Below are 19,900 nucleotides of genomic sequence, written 5' to 3' on the forward strand. Positions count from 1 at the left end.
GACGCGCGATCTGATGAAGGAGCGAGGCGCATGGCCTTCCTGACTCTGCAAGGCATCTCGAAACGCTACGGCGATTTCACGGCGATCGAACAGCTTGATCTTGCCGTCGAACGCGGTGAACTGCTCTCGCTGCTCGGACCGTCCGGCTGCGGCAAGACCACCACGCTGCAAATGGTCGCCGGTTTCATCACGCCGACCACGGGCCGTATTCTGCTCGACGGCCGCGATATTACCGTCGAGCGTCCCGAGAAGCGCGGCATCGGCGTGGTGTTCCAGAGCTACGCGCTGTTTCCGCACATGACGGTGGCGGGCAACGTCGGCTTCGGGCTGGAGATGCGCAGGGTCAGGCGCAAGGAGCGCGACGAGCGCGTCGCCGAAGCGCTTTCCCTCGTGCGCCTGAAAGGCCTCGGCCACCGCTATCCGAAGGAACTGTCGGGCGGTCAGCGCCAGCGTGTGGCGATTGCGCGCGCCATCGCCATGCAGCCGGAACTGCTGCTGCTCGACGAACCGATGTCGAACCTCGACGCCAAGCTGCGCGAAGAGATGCACATCGAACTGCGCGCGATCCAGAAGCGCCTCGGCATCACGACGATACTCGTCACGCACGATCAGGTCGAAGCGATGACCATGAGCGACCGCATCGCGGTGATGCATCGCGGCGTCATCGCACAACTGAGCACGCCGTATGACGCGTACGAGCGTCCCGCCACGCCGTTCGCCTCGACGTTTCTCGGGCGCACCAACGCGTTCTCCGGCGAAGTGCTGCGGCGCAACCCGCGCTGCGCGGAAGTCGCCGTCGCCGGCACGACGCTGCATGTGCCGCACGAAGGCCGTCATGTGGACGGCACGGTGAACGTCTATATCCGCCCGGAAAAGGTTCATCTGGCCAATGGCGATGCGCGCCTGCGCGGCCGCATCGCAACGCGCGTGTTCGTCGGCAATCAATGGTTGCTCGAAGTGGACACCGAACTCGGCAAGTTGCGCATCGCGCAACCGAACCACGGCGCGCCGCCGCCCGAGGAAGGCCACGAAGTCGGCCTCGCATGGACCGACGACGACCTGCGCGTGCTCACGCAAGACACTCCGGAGAGCGCTCATGGCCACGCTTGACGACGCCCGTCCCGGCGCCGCGCCGTGGCTGCTGTCGGGGCCCGCGCTGCTGCTGTTCGTCGGTTTGCTGCTGGTGCCGCTGCTGCTCACGCTGATGCTGTCGTTCCGCGTGTTCAGCGACACCGCCGGCGTCACCGCCGCCTATACGCTCGCGAACTACTGGGAAGTCGTCAGCGATCCTTACTACGGCACGATCTTTCTGCGCACCGCCGGCCTCGCCTTCGCCGTCACGCTGCTGTCCATCGTGCTCGGCGTGCCGGAGACCATCGTGCTCGCGCGCATGAAGCGGCCGTGGCAATCGCTGTGTCTGCTGGTCGTGCTCGGCCCGCTGCTCATCTCCGTGGTGGTGCGCACGCTCGGCTGGCAGATCTTGCTCGGCAACAACGGCGTGCTGAACAACCTGCTCCAGGCACTGCATGTGACCGACGAACCCATCCGCCTCGTCTTCACGATGACCGGCATGATCATCGCGCTCACGCATGTGCTGGTGCCCTTCATGGTGATGTCGGTGTGGGCGACCATGCAGAAGCTCGACCCGCAAGTGGAATGGGCCGGCCGCTCGCTCGGCGGCTCGCCGTTCGCGGTGTTCCGCCGCGTGGTGCTGCCGCAGATCATGCCGGGCGTGCTGTCGGGCTCGATCATCGTGTTCGCCCTGTCGGCATCGGCGTTCGCCACGCCGGCGCTGATCGGCGGCCGGCGCCTCAAGGTGGTCGCCACCGCCGCCTACGACGAGTTCCTCGGCACGCTGAACTGGCCGCTCGGCGCCAGCATCGCCGTGCTGCTGCTGATCGCCAACGTGGCGATCGTGATGGGCTGCAGCCGCCTCGCCGAGCGCCGCTTTCAGCACATCTTCGATTGAGCGGGAGACAGCGATCATGAAACAGAACGGCATTCTCGGGCTCGTCTACAACGCGTTTTTTCTGACCTTTATCCTCGCGCCGCTCGCGGCGGTGATGCTGGTGGCCTTCACCGACAAGGGCTTTATCTCGATGCCTTTCGATGGCGCGTCGCTGCGCTGGTTCCGCGCGATCATCGAGAACGGCGACATCGTCGCGGCCTTCTGGCTGTCGGTGCGGCTCGCGTTCGCGGCGGCGAGCATCGGCGTGCTGCTCGCGGTGCCCGCCGCGCTGGCGATCGCGCGTTATCGTTTTCCGGGCCGCGCCGCGCTCACCAGCTTCTTCCTCTCGCCGATGATGATTCCCGCGGTCGTGCTCGGCATCGCGTTCCTGCGCTTTCTGTCGCTGCTGCATCTGTCGGGATCGTTCTGGTCGCTGGTCTGCGCGCACGTGATCATCGTGCTGCCGTATGCGTTGCGCCTCGCGCTGTCGTCGGCCGTCGGGCTCGACCGCGATGCCGAACGCGCCGCGCTTTCCTGTGGCGCGAGCCGCTTCACCGCGTTTCGCCGCGTGGTCCTGCCGATGATCCGCACCGGCGTGGCGGGCGGCTGGGTGCTCTCGTTCATTCAGAGTTTCGACGAACTGACCATGACCATCTTCGTCGCGACACCGGGCACGACCACGCTGCCCGTCGCCATGTACAACCAGATCGCGCAGACGATCGATCCGCTGGTCGCTTCGGTGTCGGCGGTGCTGATCGTTGGCACGGTCCTTCTGATGATCCTGCTCGACCGCATGGTCGGACTGGATCGCATTCTGATCGGAGAAACCCGATGACATTGACAAGCACCGATAGCCCCGACGTGCTGGTGCTCGGCGGCGGCCTGGTCGGTTCGGCCGTGGCCTACGGACTCGCCCGCGAAGGCGCGCGCGTCACCGTACTCGACGAGGACGACGGCGGCTTGCGCGCGTCGCGCGGCAATTTCGGCCTCGTCTGGATTCAGGGCAAAGGCTATGGCCTGTCGCCTTATGCACGCTGGTCGCGCAGTTCGGCCATGCGCTGGCCGGGACTCGCGCAAGCGCTGCATAACGAAACCGGCGTGGACGTGGCGTTGCGCCAGCCGGGCGGCTTCCACTTCTGCTTCAACGACAACGAACTCGCCGAACGCGAGAAACGTCTCTCGACGCTGCAAATCGAGCTGGGCGATTACCCCTACCAGATGCTCGACGCCGCCGAAGTCCGCGCGCGCATTCCGCAAATCGGCCCGGCGGTGATCGGCGCGAGCTATTCGCCGATGGACGGTCACGTGAATCCGCTCAAGCTGCTGCGCGGTCTGCATACCGCCATGCAGGCGCGCGGCGTGCGGCTCGTGTCGGGCGAACGCGCGGAGCGCATCGAGCCGCAGGCGCAGGGCTTCGTCGTGCATGGAAAGCGCGGCACGTATCGCGCGGCGCGCGTCGTGCTCGCCGCGGGACTCGGCAATCGCGCGCTCGCGCCGTCCGTCGGACTCGACGCACCGGTCGCGCCGAATCGCGGGCAGGTGCTGGTGAGCGAACGCGTCGCGCGCTTTCTCGACTATCCGACGCTCAACGTACGCCAGACCGATGAGGGCAGCGTGCAGTTCGGCGATTCGATGGAAGAAGTCGGCTTCAACGATTTCACGACCACGCATGTGCTGGCCGACATCGCCCGGCGCGGCGTGCGCGCCTTCCCGATGCTGCAGCACGTGCGGCTCGTGCGCATGTGGGCCGCGTTGCGTGTCTATAGCCCGGACGGTTTTCCGATCTACGACCAGTCCGAGGCGCACCCCGGCGCGTTCGTCGTCACCTGCCATAGCGGCGTGACGCTCGCGGCCGCGCATGCGCTGCGCGTCGCGCCGTGGATCGTGGGCGCGCCGATGCCCGACGAACTGCCCCATTTTTCCGCGCGCCGCTTCGAGCACGCCGGTGACCTGACTCCCGCTCATTGAATTCGACATGACTACCCAATCGACTCATTCGCTTTTCAAGCCGCTGCCGGGCGCGCAAGGCGCGGCCGCCACGCAGGTCGCCATCTGGTTCAACGACCGGCCGCTGTCCGTGCCGGGCGGCTGCTCGGTCGCGGCGGCCCTGCTTGCGGCGGGTGTGTCGCGCTTTCGCGCGACGCCCGTGTCCGGCGCGCCGCGTGCGCCCTTCTGCATGATGGGCGCGTGCTTCGACTGCCTCGTCGAGATCGACGGCATGCCGAGCCGCCAGGCCTGCATGGTCGAAGTCACGGCCGGCATGCGCATCCGTTCGCAGGAAGGCGCGCGCGATCTGCCGCCTTGCGGCGCGACCGACATCAACAACGCCCCGCTGGAGACCGCCCATGACCGCTGATTTCGCATCCGAAGCCGTCGACGTCGTCGTAGTCGGCGCCGGCCCAGCCGGCATGAGCGCGGCGACGCGCGCGGCGCGCGCAGGCCTCTCGACCGTGCTGATCGACGAACAGGACGCCGCGGGCGGCCAGATCTATCGCGCCATCGGCCGCGCCGACGCGCGCCGCAAGGAGATTCTCGGGCCGGACTACGCGGCGGGCGCCGCCATTGCCGAAGCGTTCGCAGTCTCGGGCGCGCGGCATCTGACCCATGCGACCGTGTGGCAGGTCACGCGCGAGCGCGGCGTCAACTATCTGAAGGACGGCAAGATCGGCAGCTTCGACGCGCAACGCGTGATTCTCGCCAGCGGCGCGCTGGAGCGGCCCTTTCCGATTTCCGGCTGGACGCTGCCCGGCGTGCTGACGGCGGGCGCGGCGCAGATCCTCTTGAAAAGCGCGGGCGAAGTGCCCGCCGCGCCGCCGGTGCTCGCGGGCTGCGGACCGCTGCTGTATCTGCTCGGCTGGCAATACGTGCGCGCCGGCGTGCCGATCCGCGCGCTGGTCGACACCACGCGCCATGAAGACCGCTGGCGCGCGAAGCGTCATATGCTGGCGGCGCTGCGCGCGTGGCCGTTCCTGAGCAAGGGCTTGCAACTGATCCGCACGCTGCGCGACGCCAACGTGCCGATCTTCGAGGCCGCCGACGATCTGCGCGTGGAAGCGCGCATCGGCACGGATCACGTCGAGCGTGCCGCCGCGCTGCGTTTCACGACGCAAGGCACCGCGCATCGTCTCGAAGCCGACGTGATCCTGCTGCATCAGGGCGTCGTGCCGAACACGCAATTCACCCAGGCGCTGCGCGCCGCGCACCGCTGGGACGACGCGCAACTGTGCTTCACCCCGAAAGTCGACGCGTGGGGCGAACTGGACGTGCCCGGCATCTTCGTCGCGGGCGATGGCGCGGGCATCGGCGGCGCGCAGGCGGCCGCTTTGCAGGGCACGCTCGCGGGTCTCGCGGCAGCCGCGCAACTCGGCGCGCTCACGGCCGAGGCGCGCGATGCCGAAGCCGTCGCGCAGCGTCGCGCGCTCGCGGGCGTCATGCGTATCCGGCCATTTCTCGACAGCCTGTATCGTCCACGCGACATCAACCGCATTCCGCGCGACGAGACCATCGTCTGCCGTTGCGAGGAAGTCACCGCTGGCGAGCTGCGCAAGTTCGTCGAGCTCGGCTGTGTCGGACCGAATCAGGCGAAGTCGTTCGGACGCTGCGGCATGGGTCCGTGTCAGGGACGCATGTGCGGCCTCACGGTGACCGAAGTCATCGCCGATGCGCGCCGCGTCTCGCCCGCGGAAGTCGGCTATTACCGCATCCGTCCGCCGATCAAGCCGCTCACGCTCGGAGAACTCGCCGGTGAGTGACACGACCGACCTCCAGCGAGCCGATGTCCTCGTGGTCGGCGGCGGCCTGCACGGCACGAGCAGCGCGTTCCATCTGGCGCGGCGCGGCGTGAAGGTCGTCGTGCTCGAAGCCGATTATGTGGCGCGTCACGCGTCGGGCGTGAACGCGGGCGGTGTACGCACGCTGGGCCGCCCGTTGCCCGAAATTCCGCTCGCGCTGATGTCGCGGGAAATCTGGCACGGCATGAGCGAGCTGCTTGGCGAGAACGGCGGCTTCGTGGCTTCCGGCCAGTTGAAGATCGCCGAAACCGATGACGAACTGGACGCGTGCCGGCAACGCGTCGCGCTGCTCGAAGCGCATGGATTCACGCACGAGAAGGTGATCGACCGCGAGACCGTGCTTGAACTCGAACCGGCGCTCGCGCGGCATGTTACCGGCGGCATCTGGGTCGAGCACGACGGTTACGCGCTGCCTTATCGAACCACCACGGCCTTTCGGCTCGCCGCACAGCGGCTCGGCGCGCGCTTTCTGGAAGGCACGCCGGTCCGCCGCATCGAGCAGCGCGGCACGAGATGGTTCGCCGTCACGCCGCACGGCACGTTCAGCGCGAACCAGTTGCTCGTCACGGCGGGCGCATGGTCCGGCGAGTTGGCGAAGCAGATCGGCGAGAGCGTACCGGTGCATCCCGAAGGTTTGATGCTGATGGTCACGCAGCGCGTGGCGCCCTTCTGTCGGGCGACGCTCGGGGCAACTGGCCGGCCGTTGTCCTTCAAGCAGTTCGATAACGGCACGGTGGTGATCGGCGGCAAACTGATCGGCATTGCCGATCTGGCGAATCGTCACGGCGAAGTCGATTTTTCGCGGCTCGTGCGCAGCGCGCGAACCGTGACCGATTTGTTTCCTCATCTGCGCCATCTCGGCGTGAACCGCGCGTGGGCCGGTGTCGAAGCTTTTACGGAAGATGAACTGCCGGTCATTTCCGCGAGCCGCAAGGCGGCGAATCTGTATTACTCGTTCGGCTATTGCGGCAGCGGTTTTCAGCTCGGACCGGGTTGCGGCAAGCTCGTATCCGAACTGATGCTGGACGGCAAGCCCTCGCTTTCGCTCGATACGTTTGCCATCGATCGTTTTGGCCGCGCGGCCGCGGCTTCCCGTCCTGGCGCTTCGCATCTCGTTGCGCACTAACCGATTTTTTTCCGTCGCGCGCTTCTGTCGACGCGCGCGGCGGTTTCGTTCGCCTTTTCAAATGGAGAGATTGTCATGACCGATATCGTTCGTATCGAAACCAACCAGCGGATGAGCCGCGTCGTCAAAGCCGGCGGCCTCGTATTCGTCGGCGGCCAGACTTCAGCCGATCACACCCTTGACGTGAAACTCCAGACCGCGAAGGTGCTGGAAAAGATCGACGGTTACCTGGAAAAGGCCGGCATCGACAAAACGCGCCTCGTCTCCGCGCAAGTCTGGCTCGCGGACATTGGCCGCGATTTCGCGGGCATGAACGAAGTATGGGATGCGTGGGTGCCGCAAGGTCACGCGCCGGCCCGCGCGACGGTGCAAGCGAAGCTCGCCGCGCCCGAGTTGCTCGTCGAGATCGCGGTCGTGGCACTGGGTTGAGGGACGCGGTAAGCGCGTCCGCACAGCACTGATCTCGGTGTGCCGATGCCCTGCCGCCCAATTCATGCGGTTGGCGAGCGGCCAGTCACCAGGGTACCGGCCGCCCGAGATAGTCGAGGTAATGCAAGCCCGCGCGCCCTTCATAAGCCTCGATCGTATTGACGAGGTTCGGAATGCTTTCTTCGATGGTCAAGCGCGCCGTGGGACCGCCCATGTCTGTCTGGACCCATCCGGGCGCCATCAGCAGAAGGCTGCGCGGAGAGCCGGCGCTGCGCGCCGCGAAGGTGCGCATGAACATATTCAGCGCGGCCTTGCTCCCTCTGTAGACTTCATAGTTCGCGTTCGTGGCGTTAGTGATACTGCCCTGCCCCGACGACATGACACCGATCGTTCCAGTCGGCGGAACAAGGTCCTGAAACGCGTCGACGACTCTCATCGGACTCAGCGAGTTCGTTACCATCACGCGCACGAATTCCTCGGTCGAGACGTCCGCTAGCGTTTCACGATCGTCGTTCTTCACGCCTGCATTCACGAAGAGCACATCTATACGGCGCCCTTCGAGACGGGCGCGCAACGCCGCGATCTGCTCTGGAATCGTGATATCGACAGTGTCTACCTCAAGCGCGCCAGCGAAAGCTTCAGCCAGATGCCGAAGCTTTTCTGTCGAAGCCGCTCGCCCGGTGGCGATGACCCGGCAGCCGCGCTTCAAAAACTCCTCGACCATCGCGAGACCAAGGCCGCGCGACGCGCCGACGAGGAGAACGGTTTTCTGCGAAGGTGTGTCTTGCATGGGCATCCTCGATAAACAAAGCCGCTCTCGAACTCGGAAGTAACGGGAGCGATGCTTTCAGGTCAATTTCGGGTCATTCACCCAAACCAATGTAGCGGTTCATCAGGGACGGCGGAAGCCGCACCGAATGCAACTAATATATGCGTCGGACGCCCTACCTCATCTTGCCTACTGCGATCACGCGATGCCAGAACCGGACCTCAATCTACTTTTCGCGCTCGATGCGTTGCTGACCGAGAAAAACGTCACACGTGCCGCTCGATCGCTGCATCTCAGTGCGTCCGCAATGAGCCGCACGCTGACTCGCCTTCGTGCCGCGACCGGCGATCCATTGCTGGTCCGCGCGGGGCGCAACATGGTGCTGACTCCGCATGCCGAGGAGATTCGTGAGCAAACACACAACATCGTTCTCGAGGCGCGTTCGTTGCTGTGTCCGTCGTCGGCGGCAGCGGATTTTTCAACGCTGCGCAGAACCCTGAGAATTCGCGCCAATGAAGCTTTCGTGGAAGCCTTCGGCGCACGATTGATTGCTGAAGTGACCGCGGTTGCGCCGCTCGTGCGTTTGCACTTTTCCTCGAAAGCGGAAAAGAGTGCGGAGTATCTGCGAAACGGTTCGGCCGATCTCGAGATTGGCGTGCTGGAAGAAATGGGCCCTGAAATACGCGTGCGCGCGTTGTTTCGCGACCGCTATGTCGGCGTGGTGAGAAAGGGGCATCCGCTGGAAACGGAACAGGACGTGACTATCGCGCGATATGCTGCGTTCGGCCATGTAGTCGCGCCGCACGGTCGCCAGATAATTGATGCGCTTGACGCCGCGATTGCATTGCAAAGATTGGAACGAACGACCGTGGCGGTCGTGCCGGGTTTTCCAGCCGCGTTGGCGGTGGCGCGAGCGTCCGATCTGGTCGCGCTCCTGCCTGCCTCTTTCGCGAACGCGCAGCAGAGCGAGTCCGTCCACTCTTTTGAGCTTCCCGTGGCGACTGACGGCTTTACGATTTCCCAGATGTGGCATCCCCGTTTGGAGAATGATCCGGTTCATCGTTGGTTTCGGCAGTTGGTGCTCGATGTGTGCCGCCGGCAGGTGCCGTTCTGAACGCAGCTTGGGTTGCGTTCAGAACGGTGCGGCAGCGCGTTGTTCGACGCGAACCCAGTTGGTTCGCGACTGACGGGCTGCGAGTAAGCGTGGCCTCCGGCAGGCTGCGCTCACAAAAGGATCACGACGAGGATCACGACGAGGATCACGAAGACTCCGCGTCTCCGGCATTGCGCGCGCCGCACAGGCGCCATGCGGCCTTGGGTGCCGCAGCGGTCTCGCCGACATGGCGCCACCAGCGTTCGCCGCGATGCGGCGCGCTCAGATCCAGCCGTTCACCCATGCGCGGCGTCGATAACGCGACGCCGCGCGCGAGGGCGAGTGCCATCACCCTTTCGAACGGCTCCTGCCAGCGGTGCATGGCGAGGTCGAAGGTGCCGTTGTGAATCGGCACGAGCCAACGGCCGCGCAGATCGATGTGCGTCTGCACGGTTTCTTCGGGCTGCATGTGAACGTAGGGCCACTGCGCGTCGTAGGCGCCCGTTTCGACCAGTGTGACATCGAACGGCCCAAGCCGCTCGCCGATCGTCCTGAAACCATCGAAATAGCCCGTGTCGCCGCTGAAGAACACGCGCAGATCATCGTCGACGATTACCCACGACGCCCACAACGTGCTGTTGCCGTCGAACAGGCTGCGGCCGGAAAAATGCTGCGCGGGCGCAGCGGTGAATTGCACGCCGTCTACCTCGGTGCCTTGCCACCAGTCGAACTGCCGCACCTTCGACGCATCGATGCCCCATTCGATCAACCGGTCGCCGACGCCGAGCGGCGTCAGAAACACGCCGGTGGTCTCCGCGAGCGCGAGCACCGTTTCACGGTCCAGGTGGTCGTAGTGATCGTGCGACAGGATCACGCCGCGCAATGGTGGTAAATCGGTGAGCGCGATCGGCGGCGCATGGAAGCGCTTCGGGCCGAGATGCCGGAACGGCGAGGCTCGTTCCGCGAACACCGGATCGGTCAGCCAGAACTGGCCGCGCAGCTTCAGCAGCATCGTCGAATGGCCGAGCCGGTAGAGGCTGCGGTCGGGCGCCGCATCGAGCTGAGCGCGCGTCAGCGCATCGACGGGCAAAGCCTCGGCCGGCACGGTGCCGCTCGGCTTGTTGAGCAACACATTCCACACAATGCCGAGCGTCTTGCGCAGGCCTTCGGTGGGACGCGGCTTGACGTTGCGAAAGCGTTCGCCGTCGTGCTGCGGCGAGGTGCTGGACAACGCGCGACCGCGACGCGCGGCGGTCAAGCCGAGCACGCGGCTCACAAGAGCGGGAAGCGACGTCATGAGATTGGCCGTCCATAGAAAAATGTACACTCGGCAGTGTAGTTTATTTTCGAGAAAAGTAAACTGCCCGGTGTAAAATCTATCGATGGATCCGAGCGCCACTCACCAACGCCTGACTGACCGCAAGCGTGTCGCCATTGTCGACGCCGCAATCGAGGAATTCCTCGCGGCCGGCTACGACGCGACCAGCATGGACCGTATCGCCGCCCGAGCGAATGTCTCGAAGCGTACGGTCTACAACCATTTCCCAAGCAAGGAAGCGCTTTTCGCGGCGATTCTCCACCAGCTATGGGACGCGAGCCAGAGCGGCGATGCGCCCGCGTACAGCGCCGACCAGCCATTGCGCGCGCAGTTGCTCGACCTGTTGGGCCGCAAGCTGCGGCTGCTGAACGACGAATCTTTCCTGGCGCTGGCACGGGTGGCGATTGCGGCCGGCATCCATTCGCCGGAGCGAGCGCGAGACATGGTCGCCCGACTCGGCGAACGCGAGGAAGACCTGACCGTGTGGATCCGGGCGGCCGCCGCCGACGGCCGTCTCAAGACCGACGATCCGCTGTTCGCGGCGCTGCAGTTGCAGGCGCTGGTGAAAGCCTTCGCTTTCTGGCCGCAGGTCACGATGGGCCAGGCGCCGCTTGGCGAACGCGAGCAAAAGCAGGTCGCTGAATCGGCCGCTGACATGTTCCTCGCACGTTATGCGTGAGCGTACCGCCGGGCCGCTTTCGTGGGCATAAGGGTCGGCCAAACGGCTTGTTCGAGCGTCTACAATCGACGTTTTCTACTCGTTCACATTGCGCCGATGTCCCAAAAGATCGACTACCTCAACCCCGCCCTTCCCTCCGGCCTGCGGCGCGTGTCGATGCCCGTGGTCGACGCGACTCCGGCAACGCTCGACGGATTCGGCCGGCTCGTGACGGACCCGAGCGAGTGTCCGATCGAGATCGTGCAGTGGCCGGCGGCAGGCTCGCGGCCCATCGACCCCGGCACCGGCGATGAGGCCGGCACCACCGAAGGCACCTTCGTGAGCGAATGGCGCGGGGACATTCTCTACGGCCGCAACGAAGCGGTGGGTGGTCACTACGTTCTTGCGTACGCAACCGAGCCTGAAGCCGCCCGCGACGACAGCGCCCGCACACCGGAACGGATGCTGCTGTGGCACGCGAACTACCATCCGGATGGCGGCCAACTGTTCTTTCCGCTGGACCATCGCCCGTTCTACGTTCCCCTGGCGTTGCCCGGCGACGACATCGCGCCGGAGAAGTTCGTGTGCTTCCGCTTCGACGGAAAGCAAGGGCTCTACATCCATCCGAACATCTGGCATGAAGGGGTGTTCACGCTCGAAGGGACGCAGCGGTTCTTCGACAAGCAGGGCGCCGTCCATGCACGGGTCTCTGTCGACTTTGCCCGTGAGTTTGGCTGTCTTCTCGAGGCGTCGATCGACCTGTAGCGATACGAAGCGGAGGCGCTCGAATACGCGCTGCAGATGTAGAAAAGGCCACGTTCCTTTTGGGAACGTGGCCTTATTTCCTGGTGCGTGAGGCCGGACTCGAACCGGCACACCATTTCTGGCGTCAGGACCTAAACCTGGTGCGTCTACCAATTTCGCCACTCACGCGAATTTTCACTGCAGGCAGGACCGCTACGGTTTCGCACGCGATACAGTTCGCCGCAATACCAGCAACAGCCCTTATTCTACGCGGGTTCCAACGGCTTCAGCCCTGCCGCCGCCCAGGGGAACGTCAGGCCTGGAGCAGGTGCGCGCACCTGCTTCGTCGCCCGCGTAGGCAGGCATGACACGATGCGCCTGCCTGTTGTCCCGCGTGCCGTCAGCCGCGTCAAAAACACGCGCCCGAAAGCGTAAGCGCGAGATTCTAACCGATTGATTCGCGCTTGTCTGCATTTGCCCGGCATCTGTCAGGGCGGCGCCGATGCTACAATTTTTGGCTCGATGCACGCACGGCGTGCTCCCTCTTCGCCTGCCCTTCCCCACATTCCCAATCCCGTGAATTTCGACGAATATTGCCAGCAGAAAGCGGCGCCCCCTGGATCGAGTACTTACTATGCGCTTCGGCAGGCGCCCGCAGCGAGCCAGCCGCTGTTGACCGCGCTGTTCGCGCTGCGCCGCGAGTTCGAGGAAACGGTCAAGGAGACCAGCGATCCGGCCATCGGCCGCACGAAACTCGCGTGGTGGCAAAACGAGCTTGCCGCGCTGGCTGCGGGCACGCCGTCGCATCCGGTGTCCAAGGCGCTGGCCGCCTACCTGCCCGATGTGAAGGCCGAATACCCGATGCTGCAGGCGTTGCTCGCCGGCTTCGAGATGGATCTCGACCAGGCGCGCTACCTCGACTATCCGAATCTGCGGCGCTATGTGCAAGGCGTCGGTGGCACGTTCGCGTCGCTGGTCGCGCGCGCCACGGCGAAAGATGCCGCGCAGGCGTCGACCTGGTCCGCGGCGCTCGGCGAGGCGCTGCTGCTCGCGCAGTTCGTGGTCGAAACGGGCAATGACGCGCGCCACGGCCGCATCTATATTCCCATCGACGAAATGCAGCGTTTCAATGTGACCGCCGCGGATCTGATCAATCGAAAATATAGCGACGCGTTCACCGAGTTGATGCGCTTCGAGACCAGGCGCGCCCGCGACGCGCTGCAGACCGCGCTCGGCGCCGTGCCCGCCGGCGAGCGCCGCTCGCAGCGCACGCTCGTCGCGCAAACTGCATTGGCGTTGGCCTTGCTGGATGAAATCGAACGTGACGGCTATCACGTTCTGCATCAGCGCATCGCGTTGACGCCGATTCGCAAGCTTTGGATCGCGTGGCGCGCGAAGTGAACTGAGCTACTGGCGCGTCGGCGTCACGCGACGCGCGTTCCGCACGTCGTCATGCGCGTAACAACGGCAGCGGTTCGAACCGCTGCTGCAGGATCGCCGACGCATCGAGTCCCCACCAAGGCCCGAGCACGGTGGCATAAAGCTGCTGGAAATCGATGCCGACCGGCAAGTTGCCATTGCCGTCGAGCCGCGCCAGTACCGGCGGCACGCCATATAGGCCGCCGCGCACGCGTCCACCCATGACGAAATGCGGCGCCACGGTGCCGTGATCGGTGCCGTTGCTCTGATTCTCACGCGCACGCCGGCCGAACTCGGCATAGGTCATCACCAACGTATTGTCCCAGCGGCCAAGTTCGACGAGCGCCGACTTCATCGAGATCAATCCGTCCGCGAGTTGCTTGAGCAGCGCCGCCTGCTGACCCGGCTGATTCTGATGCGTGTCGAAACCGTTCAGCGTCAGACGGATCACCGCGACGCCGGCGCCTCGCTGCGCTTGCGCTTGCCCTTGCTGCGGGTTGCGCGAAGACGCGTCTTTTGGAACCTCACCCGCTGCCAGCACCTGCATCGCCGTTCTGATCGAACTGCCGAACGCGCCGCCGGGAAACACGGCCTTCAACGGCGCCTGACCTTGCGCGGGACGCAGCCGGTCGGCGGCTTTCACAATATCGTTTTCGACGTCGAGAATATGCGCGAGCTCGGGATTGCGCTCGTGCAGCGACACGGGTGTAGCAAGCCGCGAAGCCTTGACGAACTGCGCCGGATTGACCAGCGCGATCGCGCGCGCGCCGTTCGCGAGCGGCCCCATCTCGGCGCTGCCGATCACCACGCCGTCGGCGGCAAAACCGGCGGGCACCGGCGCCTGCGCAAACGCGCGCGTCAGCCATCCCTCGCGCAGATACTGGTCGGAACGCGAAGCGGTGTCCCAGATTTCGATCGAGCGGAAGTGTGACAGGTTCGGTTGCGCATAGCTCACGCCCTGCACGATCGCCAGTTGCTGGTCACGCCACAGCGGCAGCAACGCTTGCAAGGACGGATGCAGCGCGGTGCGCTCGTCGAGTTGAATGACCTGCTCTCGTTTGATGCCGATGTTTTTGCGCAACTGGTAGTACGTGGGATCGGCAAACGGAATCACGGTATTCAAACCGTCGTTGCCGCCCTTCAGTTCGACGAGAATCAACAGGTTGTCGTAGCCACGCGCCGAAGACGCGCCCGGCGCCGCCATCGGCGCGCCGAATGCGCGAGGCAGCCAGAGTGTCGCGCTCGCGGCCGCGCTCATCGAGAGAAAGCTGCGTCGTTTCATCCTGCACCTCGTTCGATCGCCGCGGCGCGAGTCGTATCGCCGTCGACAGACATATTCTTTTTAGCTGCGCGGCGCGTGCTTATTTCAGCGGCTCACTTCAATTGATACGCCGGGTCCATCAGCAATGCTTCCAGATACGCACTCGCGGTCGCACCGGTTTCGATCGCGTCGACCGGCGTGAGCGGCAGGACCGCATGCTGCAACTGCAATTCGGCCGACAACCCCGGTCTCGCGGTCGGCGCGGTGTTGTAGTGCGCGAGCCATGTCTCGATGTCGAAGCGTACGCCACCTTGGCCACGTTGAGCGGCTCGGGTCATCGTGCGTTGCAGCGTGGGAGCCGTCTGCATCTCGGGCATCGTGCCACTCGCCGCGACATTTGCGTTCATCGGATTGGTCATGCGCCGCGGACCGGCGGCCTCGGTCGCGCGAAACAGTTGCTCGACGAATTGCTTGCGGGCGAGCAGCGTGGAACTGTTGATCCATGTCGTGCCGCCCGGCCACCCTTTGACGTTCGGCGGATAGAACAGGTTCTCGCCGAGCGTGCGGATTTGCGAGGCAAACGGCGCCGTGTTGTCATAGCCGATGTCGAACGCGCGCAGCGTGCCGGCCACGAACTCCGCCGGCGACTTCACGAGGACGCCGCGATTGCCGTCGTCCCAGAACGCGTCGCTCAGGAAGACGCCGCGCAACGCGACCTTGATATCGTAGTGGCTCGCGCGAAAGCGCGCCGCGATCGGTTCGATGCGAGCAAGGTCCGGCGTATCCGAGACGAATTCGCGCCACAGCTTGCTCGTCACAAAAGTGGCCGTTTCGGGCCGCGCGAGCAGGATATCGAGCACCTGATCGCCGTCGAACGCCCCTGTCTCGCCGAGCACCGTCCTCTCGCCGTCGTCGTGCTGGTTGGCGCGCCACACGTAGGCCTGCGTGTCCGGATCGAGGCTCCAACCCGTATATGCGCGCGCGGCCTCCGACACGTCGCGCTGCGTGTAGTGCCCTTCACCGAGCGTGAAGAGTTCCATCACTTCACGGGCGAAATTTTCGTTGGGCTTGCCCTTGCGATTGCTTGCGCCGTCGAGGTATTGCAGCATCGCCGGATCTTTCGCGACGTCGTGCAACAGCTCGCCGAAATTGCCGAGCGCGTCGCGCCTCAACAGCATGTTCTGCAGTGCCATCTGCTGCGGATACGGCACCTTGTCCTGACCCGAGGTGAAGTGGTTATGCCAGAACAGCGTCATGCGCTCGGTGAGCGGCGACGGCGTGGTCAACATCTCGCGCACCCACCATGAGCGTAATAATTCGTAACGCTGCGCGCGCAGTCGCTGCTCGTCGCGCCGTTGATCGTCGGTCCACGTCTTCTTCGTTTCGCGAGTCGGAATCGGTTCGAGCACCCAGTCGGGCAGGGGCGTGACCGCCTCGGTCCGAGCGCTCGCGAGCACTTTATCGACGGCCTGCGCTCGCGTGAGTCCAATGTATTGCGCGAGCTCGGCGCTATCCGGCGCGAAGCCGACGCGCGTCAGGAAAAAACGCGCATCGTCGGCATCGAGGATGCTCTGATCACGCTCCGAAGCGGCATGCTCAGCGTGCTTGACGTGCGGAACATGAACCGCGCCGGATTGCACTGCGGCGGCCGGCCCACCCAACGTCACGACCGCCAGGGCAATCGCCAATGCTACAAACTTGCGGCCACAACTACCACGCGTGTGCAATTTCATCATCGTCATCAAGGTTGGCGCGATCTGATGGAGGGGGCATTGGCGCGTGCCGTGATTGCAACACGCGCTTCGCTCTGACGACTCAACGGCGGATCGAATGGGGACGTGGACAGGAGAAGTGCAACGAATTCTTTCACGCAGGCGAGAAACGTGAAACGCGTGCCGAGGGCTGGCACGATAATAGCTACCGCTTATAGAGTTCGCGGACAGCATCTTCGATATGCTGCCGCAACAGACGCCGTTCGTCGGGTGTCATGTGACCATCGCGACGGCGTTGATCAAGATCGGGGGGAACTGCGGTGCGCAACATGACGTCTGATGCGGGGTGGTCGGTGTTCGGGTCGTGGCGGTTGGCCCTGCCCTGCCTGGGCGCGTGCACGCCGCGCTCGCTCGCAGCTCTGTCGGCGGAAGGCTGGGCATGCGCGAGCGTTGGTCCTAGTGAGCCTGCAAGCGTACCGGCTACCGCCAGTGCAATCACGCTTAGGCGCACATTCGGCCAAACCCCTCCCTTCATGTTGTTCCCTTCGTGGCGCGGCAACCGGCTACCTCAAATGCGTATACAAACCCCGGTAACGAGCCGGGTGCGAGAGTTTTAGTCGTGTGAAGTATCCACCGAACAGCCGCATTCAGTAAAGGAGTCTACCTGCCCCCGCTTTACGTCGTGCCACAGTGCGGGTAAATTTTGTAACTGACTGTAACCCGTTAATTGATGCAAACGCGCACCACTTTCTAATCGCGCTAAGATGCCGACCATGGAAACCAAAAACCCTTCGAAAATCCTCGTCGTCGATGACGATCCGCGCCTGCGCGATCTGCTGCGCCGCTACCTCGGTGAACAGGGCTTCAACGTCTATGTCGCCGAGAACGCGCCGTCCATGAACAAGCTCTGGGTGCGTGAGCGCTTCGACCTGCTGGTGCTCGATCTGATGCTGCCGGGCGAAGACGGTTTGTCGATCTGCCGCCGCCTGCGCGGGAGCAACGACCGTACGCCGATCATCATGCTGACGGCCAAGGGTGAAGACGTCGACCGGATCGTCGGTCTGGAAATGGGCGCCGACGACTATCTGCCCAAGCCGTTCAACCCGCGCGAGCTGGTCGCGCGCATCCACGCGGTGCTGCGCCGCCAGTCGCCGTCGGAGTTGCCGGGCGCGCCGTCCGAAACCACCGAGGTGTTCGAGTTCGGCGAGTTCGCGCTGAATCTCGCCACCCGCACGCTCACCAAGGCCGGCCAGGAAATTCCGCTCACCACGGGCGAGTTCTCGGTGCTCAAGGTGTTCGCGCGTCATCCGCGCCAGCCGCTGTCGCGTGAAAAGCTGATGGAGCTCGCACGCGGCCGTGAGTACGAAGTGTTCGACCGCAGTCTCGACGTGCAGATTTCGCGTCTGCGCAAGCTGATCGAACCCGATCCGGGCAGCCCGCGTTTCATCCAGACCGTCTGGGGTCTGGGCTACGTGTTCATCCCCGACGGTGCAGCCTGAGTTTGTTCTCGCCTCCAGTTTTTGATTTCAGATAAGAAGGGCCCATGCGGATCGACCGGCGCCTCCTGACGCTCGCGTTCGGCGGCCTTTTCTGGCGGACCTTTCTGTTGATCGCGCTGTTGATCGCAGTCAGTCTCGCCGCGTGGTTCCAGAGCTTCCGGGTGATCGAACGCGAGCCGCGCGCGCAGCGCGTGGCGTTGCAGCTCGTCGCCATCGTGAAGCTCACACGCACCGCACTCCTCTATTCCGATCCCGACCTGCGGCGCGCCCTGCTGCAGGATCTGGAAAGCAATGAGGGGGTGCGCGTGTATCCGCGCGAAACCACCGACAAGTACAAGCTCCAGCCCGACGAGTCGCTGAATCGGCTGATCGAACACGACATACGCGGGCGCCTCGGCGACGACACCGTCATCGCGCAAAGCGTGAACGACATCCCCGGCGTGTGGATCAGCTTCAAGATCGACGACGACGACTACTGGGTCGCGCTCGACCGCGATCAGCTCGACAACGCCACCGGTTTGCAATGGGCCGGCTGGGGCGTGTTCGCGCTGGCGCTCTCGCTGTTCGGCGCGGCCTTCATCACGAGTCTCGTGAACCGTCCGTTCGCGCGCCTCGCCATGGCCGCGCGCAAGGTCGGCTCAGGCCAGTCGCCCGAGCCGCTGCCCGAGCGCGGCATGGGCGTGGCCGCGGAAACCAATCGCAGTTTCAACCAGATGGTGCAGGATCTCGAACAGCTCGAGGCCGACCGCGCGCTGATGCTCGCGGGCATCTCGCACGATCTGCGCACGCCGCTCGCGCGCTTGCGGCTTGAAACCGAAATGAGCCCGTCCGACCAGGCCACCAAAGATGCGATGGTCGACGACATCGAGCAGATGGACATGATCATCGGCCGGTTCCTCGATTACGCGCGGCCGGTGCAGCGCGTGCCGGAGCCTGTCGACCTGTCCGTGATCGCGGGCGAGTTGGCCGCGCGCATGCAGAGCGAAGACAGCATGCGCCTGATCACGCGGCTCGCGCCGTCGGCGGTGATCGAGGCGGATGAGACCGACATGCGCCGGGTAGTCGGCAATCTGCTGGAAAACGCGCGCAAGTATGGCCTGAGCGACGGCGACGGCATTCCGCATGTGATTCTGGAAACGCGGGTGTCGCACTCGCGAGTCGAGCTCTCGGTGGTCGACGAAGGCCCCGGCATTCCGGAAGACCAGTTGGCGCTCGTCACACGGCCGTTCTATCGTGTGAATTCGGCGCGCACTCAGGCGAACGGCACAGGCCTTGGCATGGCCATCGTCCAGCGCCTCGTCGGCCGTTACCGCGGCGCGCTGCGCTTGCGCAATCGCACGCCTGGACCGGGTCTCGAGGTCACCATCGAATTTCCGCTTGCCAAGGGCGTCTGAACGGAACAGCGGTCATCCGCCCTTCGTGCGAGTTTGCCGCGTCAACGGCTATCGATCGAATCACCCAATAGAGGCGAGACAGATAACGTATAACGGGTTCGTTGCGACGAGTTGGTCGCTTTAACCATGCTATTTTCCGACGCACGAAGGAGCACTCTCATGAAAACTGTCGGCGATAAAGTTGAAGCGTTCACCGTCACTGCCGCGAAGCCGGGCTTCAACCATCATGAAGAGAACGGCATTTCGGCATTCGAAGAGATCACGGAGCAGTCGTTTCCGGGCAAATGGAAGATTATCTATTTCTACCCGAAGGATTTCTCGTTCCTGTGTCCGACGGAGATCGTCGAGTTCGGCAAGCTGGCCAGGGATTTCGAAGAACGCGACGCGGTGTTGATGGGCGGCAGCGTCGACAACGAATTCGTGAAGCTGGCGTGGCGCCGCGAGCACAAGGACCTGAACAAGCTCAATCACTATGCCTTCGGCGACGTGAAGGGCGAGCTGATCGACCAGCTCGGCGTGCGTGACCAGGAAGCGGGTGTCGCGTTGCGCGCCACCTTTATCATCGATCCGGACAACACGATCCAGCATGTGTCCGTGAACAACCTGAACGTCGGCCGCAATCCGGAAGAGGTGCTGCGTATTCTGGACGCCCTGCAAACGGACGAGCAGTGTGCCTGCAACCGCCCAATCGGCGGCGCCACGCTCTGAGCGGTGCCTGTCAAAAGGCTCCGTCTGGCTT

20 protein-coding genes, 1 tRNA gene and 1 pseudogene are annotated in these 19,900 nt (G+C 64.4%); 16 read left to right on the forward strand and 6 right to left on the reverse strand.

Annotated elements, in window-relative coordinates; all coding sequences use genetic code 11:
- Positions 1 to 30 precede the first annotated feature (30 nt).
- The 8 genes from ACFSNN_RS11220 (at position 31) to ACFSNN_RS11255 (ending at position 7,294) form a co-directional block, all read left to right on the forward strand.
- Positions 31 to 1,110, forward strand: a complete 1,080-nt coding sequence (locus ACFSNN_RS11220; RefSeq protein WP_134456155.1) for an ABC transporter ATP-binding protein — start codon at positions 31 to 33, stop codon at positions 1,108 to 1,110.
- The gene (locus tag ACFSNN_RS11225) at positions 1,097 to 1,969 is read left to right on the forward strand and encodes an ABC transporter permease (RefSeq protein ID WP_012432905.1); all 873 of its coding nucleotides are present in this window, start codon (positions 1,097 to 1,099) and stop codon (positions 1,967 to 1,969) included. The genes ACFSNN_RS11220 and ACFSNN_RS11225 overlap by 14 nt, the downstream gene beginning before the upstream one ends.
- A 16-nt stretch (positions 1,970 to 1,985) precedes the next feature.
- Positions 1,986 to 2,783 carry an ABC transporter permease gene (locus ACFSNN_RS11230; protein ID WP_134456156.1) on the forward strand — a complete coding sequence of 266 codons (798 nt, stop codon included), beginning with the start codon at positions 1,986 to 1,988 and terminating at the stop codon, positions 2,781 to 2,783.
- The gene (locus ACFSNN_RS11235) at positions 2,780 to 3,916 is read left to right on the forward strand and encodes an NAD(P)/FAD-dependent oxidoreductase (protein WP_134456157.1); all 1,137 of its coding nucleotides are present in this window, start codon (positions 2,780 to 2,782) and stop codon (positions 3,914 to 3,916) included. Before ACFSNN_RS11230 ends, ACFSNN_RS11235 begins: the two co-directional genes overlap by 4 nt.
- 7 nt (positions 3,917 to 3,923) lie before the next feature.
- On the forward strand, positions 3,924 to 4,304 hold the full coding sequence (locus tag ACFSNN_RS11240) for a (2Fe-2S)-binding protein (RefSeq protein WP_134456158.1): 381 nt from the start codon (positions 3,924 to 3,926) through the stop codon (positions 4,302 to 4,304).
- Entirely contained in the window at positions 4,294 to 5,700 is a 1,407-nt protein-coding gene (locus ACFSNN_RS11245) for an FAD/NAD(P)-dependent oxidoreductase (protein WP_134456159.1), read from the forward strand. The genes ACFSNN_RS11240 and ACFSNN_RS11245 overlap by 11 nt, the downstream gene beginning before the upstream one ends.
- Positions 5,693 to 6,865: an NAD(P)/FAD-dependent oxidoreductase gene (locus ACFSNN_RS11250; RefSeq protein WP_134456160.1), complete on the forward strand. Its 1,173-nt coding sequence runs from the start codon at positions 5,693 to 5,695 to the stop codon at positions 6,863 to 6,865. Before ACFSNN_RS11245 ends, ACFSNN_RS11250 begins: the two co-directional genes overlap by 8 nt.
- A 75-nt stretch (positions 6,866 to 6,940) precedes the next feature.
- Positions 6,941 to 7,294: a RidA family protein gene (locus ACFSNN_RS11255; protein ID WP_012432899.1), complete on the forward strand. Its 354-nt coding sequence runs from the start codon at positions 6,941 to 6,943 to the stop codon at positions 7,292 to 7,294.
- Between the two features lie 85 nt (positions 7,295 to 7,379).
- Here ACFSNN_RS11255 and ACFSNN_RS11260 read toward each other — a convergent pair whose 3' ends face one another.
- Positions 7,380 to 8,084 carry an SDR family NAD(P)-dependent oxidoreductase gene (locus ACFSNN_RS11260; protein ID WP_134456161.1) on the reverse strand — a complete coding sequence of 235 codons (705 nt, stop codon included), beginning with the start codon at positions 8,082 to 8,084 and terminating at the stop codon, positions 7,380 to 7,382.
- 184 nt (positions 8,085 to 8,268) lie between these two features.
- Between ACFSNN_RS11260 and ACFSNN_RS11265 the strand changes: the two are divergent.
- Positions 8,269 to 8,403 (forward strand): annotated as a pseudogene (locus ACFSNN_RS11265) (LysR family transcriptional regulator); the annotation flags it as partial.
- Between the two features lie 183 nt (positions 8,404 to 8,586).
- On the forward strand, positions 8,587 to 9,177 hold the full coding sequence (locus ACFSNN_RS11270) for a LysR substrate-binding domain-containing protein (RefSeq protein ID WP_377765435.1): 591 nt from the start codon (positions 8,587 to 8,589) through the stop codon (positions 9,175 to 9,177).
- 145 nt (positions 9,178 to 9,322) lie between these two features.
- On the opposite strand, the gene ACFSNN_RS11275 is transcribed toward ACFSNN_RS11270, so the two are convergent.
- Positions 9,323 to 10,453 carry an MBL fold metallo-hydrolase gene (locus ACFSNN_RS11275; RefSeq protein ID WP_134456163.1) on the reverse strand — a complete coding sequence of 377 codons (1,131 nt, stop codon included), beginning with the start codon at positions 10,451 to 10,453 and terminating at the stop codon, positions 9,323 to 9,325.
- Positions 10,454 to 10,538: 85 nt separating this feature from the next.
- Between ACFSNN_RS11275 and ACFSNN_RS11280 the strand changes: the two genes are divergently transcribed.
- On the forward strand, positions 10,539 to 11,153 hold the full coding sequence (locus ACFSNN_RS11280; RefSeq protein WP_134456164.1) for a TetR/AcrR family transcriptional regulator: 615 nt from the start codon (positions 10,539 to 10,541) through the stop codon (positions 11,151 to 11,153).
- Between the two features lie 96 nt (positions 11,154 to 11,249).
- Positions 11,250 to 11,897 (forward strand): ureidoglycolate lyase, encoded by a 648-nt coding sequence (locus ACFSNN_RS11285; RefSeq protein WP_134456165.1) that lies wholly within the window; start codon positions 11,250 to 11,252, stop codon positions 11,895 to 11,897.
- An 81-nt stretch (positions 11,898 to 11,978) separates the two neighbouring features.
- Here the strand turns inward: ACFSNN_RS11285 and ACFSNN_RS11290 are convergent.
- A tRNA-Leu gene (locus ACFSNN_RS11290) sits at positions 11,979 to 12,065 on the reverse strand.
- Between the two features lie 387 nt (positions 12,066 to 12,452).
- On the opposite strand from ACFSNN_RS11290, the gene ACFSNN_RS11295 reads away from it, so the two are divergent.
- On the forward strand, positions 12,453 to 13,277 hold the full coding sequence (locus ACFSNN_RS11295) for a squalene/phytoene synthase family protein (protein WP_134456166.1): 825 nt from the start codon (positions 12,453 to 12,455) through the stop codon (positions 13,275 to 13,277).
- A gap of 49 nt (positions 13,278 to 13,326) precedes the next feature.
- Here ACFSNN_RS11295 and ACFSNN_RS11300 read toward each other — a convergent pair whose 3' ends face one another.
- The 3 genes from ACFSNN_RS11300 to ACFSNN_RS11310 form a co-directional block, all read right to left on the reverse strand.
- The gene (locus ACFSNN_RS11300) at positions 13,327 to 14,577 is read right to left on the reverse strand and encodes a DUF1501 domain-containing protein (protein ID WP_134456167.1); all 1,251 of its coding nucleotides are present in this window, start codon (positions 14,575 to 14,577) and stop codon (positions 13,327 to 13,329) included.
- A gap of 92 nt (positions 14,578 to 14,669) precedes the next feature.
- On the reverse strand, positions 14,670 to 16,292 hold the full coding sequence (locus ACFSNN_RS11305; RefSeq protein WP_134458866.1) for a DUF1800 domain-containing protein: 1,623 nt from the start codon (positions 16,290 to 16,292) through the stop codon (positions 14,670 to 14,672).
- 181 nt (positions 16,293 to 16,473) lie between these two features.
- Positions 16,474 to 16,803 carry a hypothetical protein gene (locus ACFSNN_RS11310; RefSeq protein WP_377765430.1) on the reverse strand — a complete coding sequence of 110 codons (330 nt, stop codon included), beginning with the start codon at positions 16,801 to 16,803 and terminating at the stop codon, positions 16,474 to 16,476.
- Positions 16,804 to 17,032: 229 nt separating this feature from the next.
- Here ACFSNN_RS11310 and ompR point away from each other — a divergent pair, with 229 nt between their 5' ends.
- The 3 genes from ompR (at position 17,033) to ACFSNN_RS11325 (ending at position 19,869) form a co-directional block, all read left to right on the forward strand.
- Positions 17,033 to 17,767 (forward strand): osmolarity response regulator transcription factor OmpR, encoded by a 735-nt coding sequence (ompR, locus tag ACFSNN_RS11315; RefSeq protein WP_006048917.1) that lies wholly within the window; start codon positions 17,033 to 17,035, stop codon positions 17,765 to 17,767.
- Positions 17,768 to 17,811: 44 nt separating this feature from the next.
- On the forward strand, positions 17,812 to 19,161 hold the full coding sequence (locus ACFSNN_RS11320) for an ATP-binding protein (RefSeq protein WP_007182020.1): 1,350 nt from the start codon (positions 17,812 to 17,814) through the stop codon (positions 19,159 to 19,161).
- Between the two features lie 159 nt (positions 19,162 to 19,320).
- Positions 19,321 to 19,869, forward strand: a complete 549-nt coding sequence (locus tag ACFSNN_RS11325) for a peroxiredoxin (RefSeq protein WP_134456168.1) — start codon at positions 19,321 to 19,323, stop codon at positions 19,867 to 19,869.
- Positions 19,870 to 19,900 lie beyond the last annotated feature (31 nt).

It is taken from the genome of Paraburkholderia dipogonis (assembly GCF_042680985.1).
GTDB lineage: Bacteria > Pseudomonadota > Gammaproteobacteria > Burkholderiales > Burkholderiaceae > Paraburkholderia > Paraburkholderia phytofirmans.

Coding starts and splice junctions, on each gene's coding strand:
- ACFSNN_RS11220 (WP_134456155.1), top strand. CDS start 31: ATGGCCTTCCTGACTCTGCAAGGCATCTCGAAACGCTACGGCGATTTC.
- ACFSNN_RS11225 (WP_012432905.1), top strand. CDS start 1,097: ATGGCCACGCTTGACGACGCCCGTCCCGGCGCCGCGCCGTGGCTGCTG.
- ACFSNN_RS11230 (WP_134456156.1), top strand. CDS start 1,986: ATGAAACAGAACGGCATTCTCGGGCTCGTCTACAACGCGTTTTTTCTG.
- ACFSNN_RS11235 (WP_134456157.1), top strand. CDS start 2,780: ATGACATTGACAAGCACCGATAGCCCCGACGTGCTGGTGCTCGGCGGC.
- ACFSNN_RS11240 (WP_134456158.1), top strand. CDS start 3,924: ATGACTACCCAATCGACTCATTCGCTTTTCAAGCCGCTGCCGGGCGCG.
- ACFSNN_RS11245 (WP_134456159.1), top strand. CDS start 4,294: ATGACCGCTGATTTCGCATCCGAAGCCGTCGACGTCGTCGTAGTCGGC.
- ACFSNN_RS11255 (WP_012432899.1), top strand. CDS start 6,941: ATGACCGATATCGTTCGTATCGAAACCAACCAGCGGATGAGCCGCGTC.
- ACFSNN_RS11260 (WP_134456161.1), bottom strand. CDS start 8,084: ATGCAAGACACACCTTCGCAGAAAACCGTTCTCCTCGTCGGCGCGTCG.
- ACFSNN_RS11275 (WP_134456163.1), bottom strand. CDS start 10,453: ATGACGTCGCTTCCCGCTCTTGTGAGCCGCGTGCTCGGCTTGACCGCC.
- ACFSNN_RS11280 (WP_134456164.1), top strand. CDS start 10,539: ATGGATCCGAGCGCCACTCACCAACGCCTGACTGACCGCAAGCGTGTC.
- ACFSNN_RS11285 (WP_134456165.1), top strand. CDS start 11,250: ATGTCCCAAAAGATCGACTACCTCAACCCCGCCCTTCCCTCCGGCCTG.
- ACFSNN_RS11300 (WP_134456167.1), bottom strand. CDS start 14,577: ATGAAACGACGCAGCTTTCTCTCGATGAGCGCGGCCGCGAGCGCGACA.
- ACFSNN_RS11305 (WP_134458866.1), bottom strand. CDS start 16,292: ATGATGAAATTGCACACGCGTGGTAGTTGTGGCCGCAAGTTTGTAGCA.
- ACFSNN_RS11310 (WP_377765430.1), bottom strand. CDS start 16,803: ATGAAGGGAGGGGTTTGGCCGAATGTGCGCCTAAGCGTGATTGCACTG.
- ompR (WP_006048917.1), top strand. CDS start 17,033: ATGCCGACCATGGAAACCAAAAACCCTTCGAAAATCCTCGTCGTCGAT.
- ACFSNN_RS11320 (WP_007182020.1), top strand. CDS start 17,812: ATGCGGATCGACCGGCGCCTCCTGACGCTCGCGTTCGGCGGCCTTTTC.
- ACFSNN_RS11325 (WP_134456168.1), top strand. CDS start 19,321: ATGAAAACTGTCGGCGATAAAGTTGAAGCGTTCACCGTCACTGCCGCG.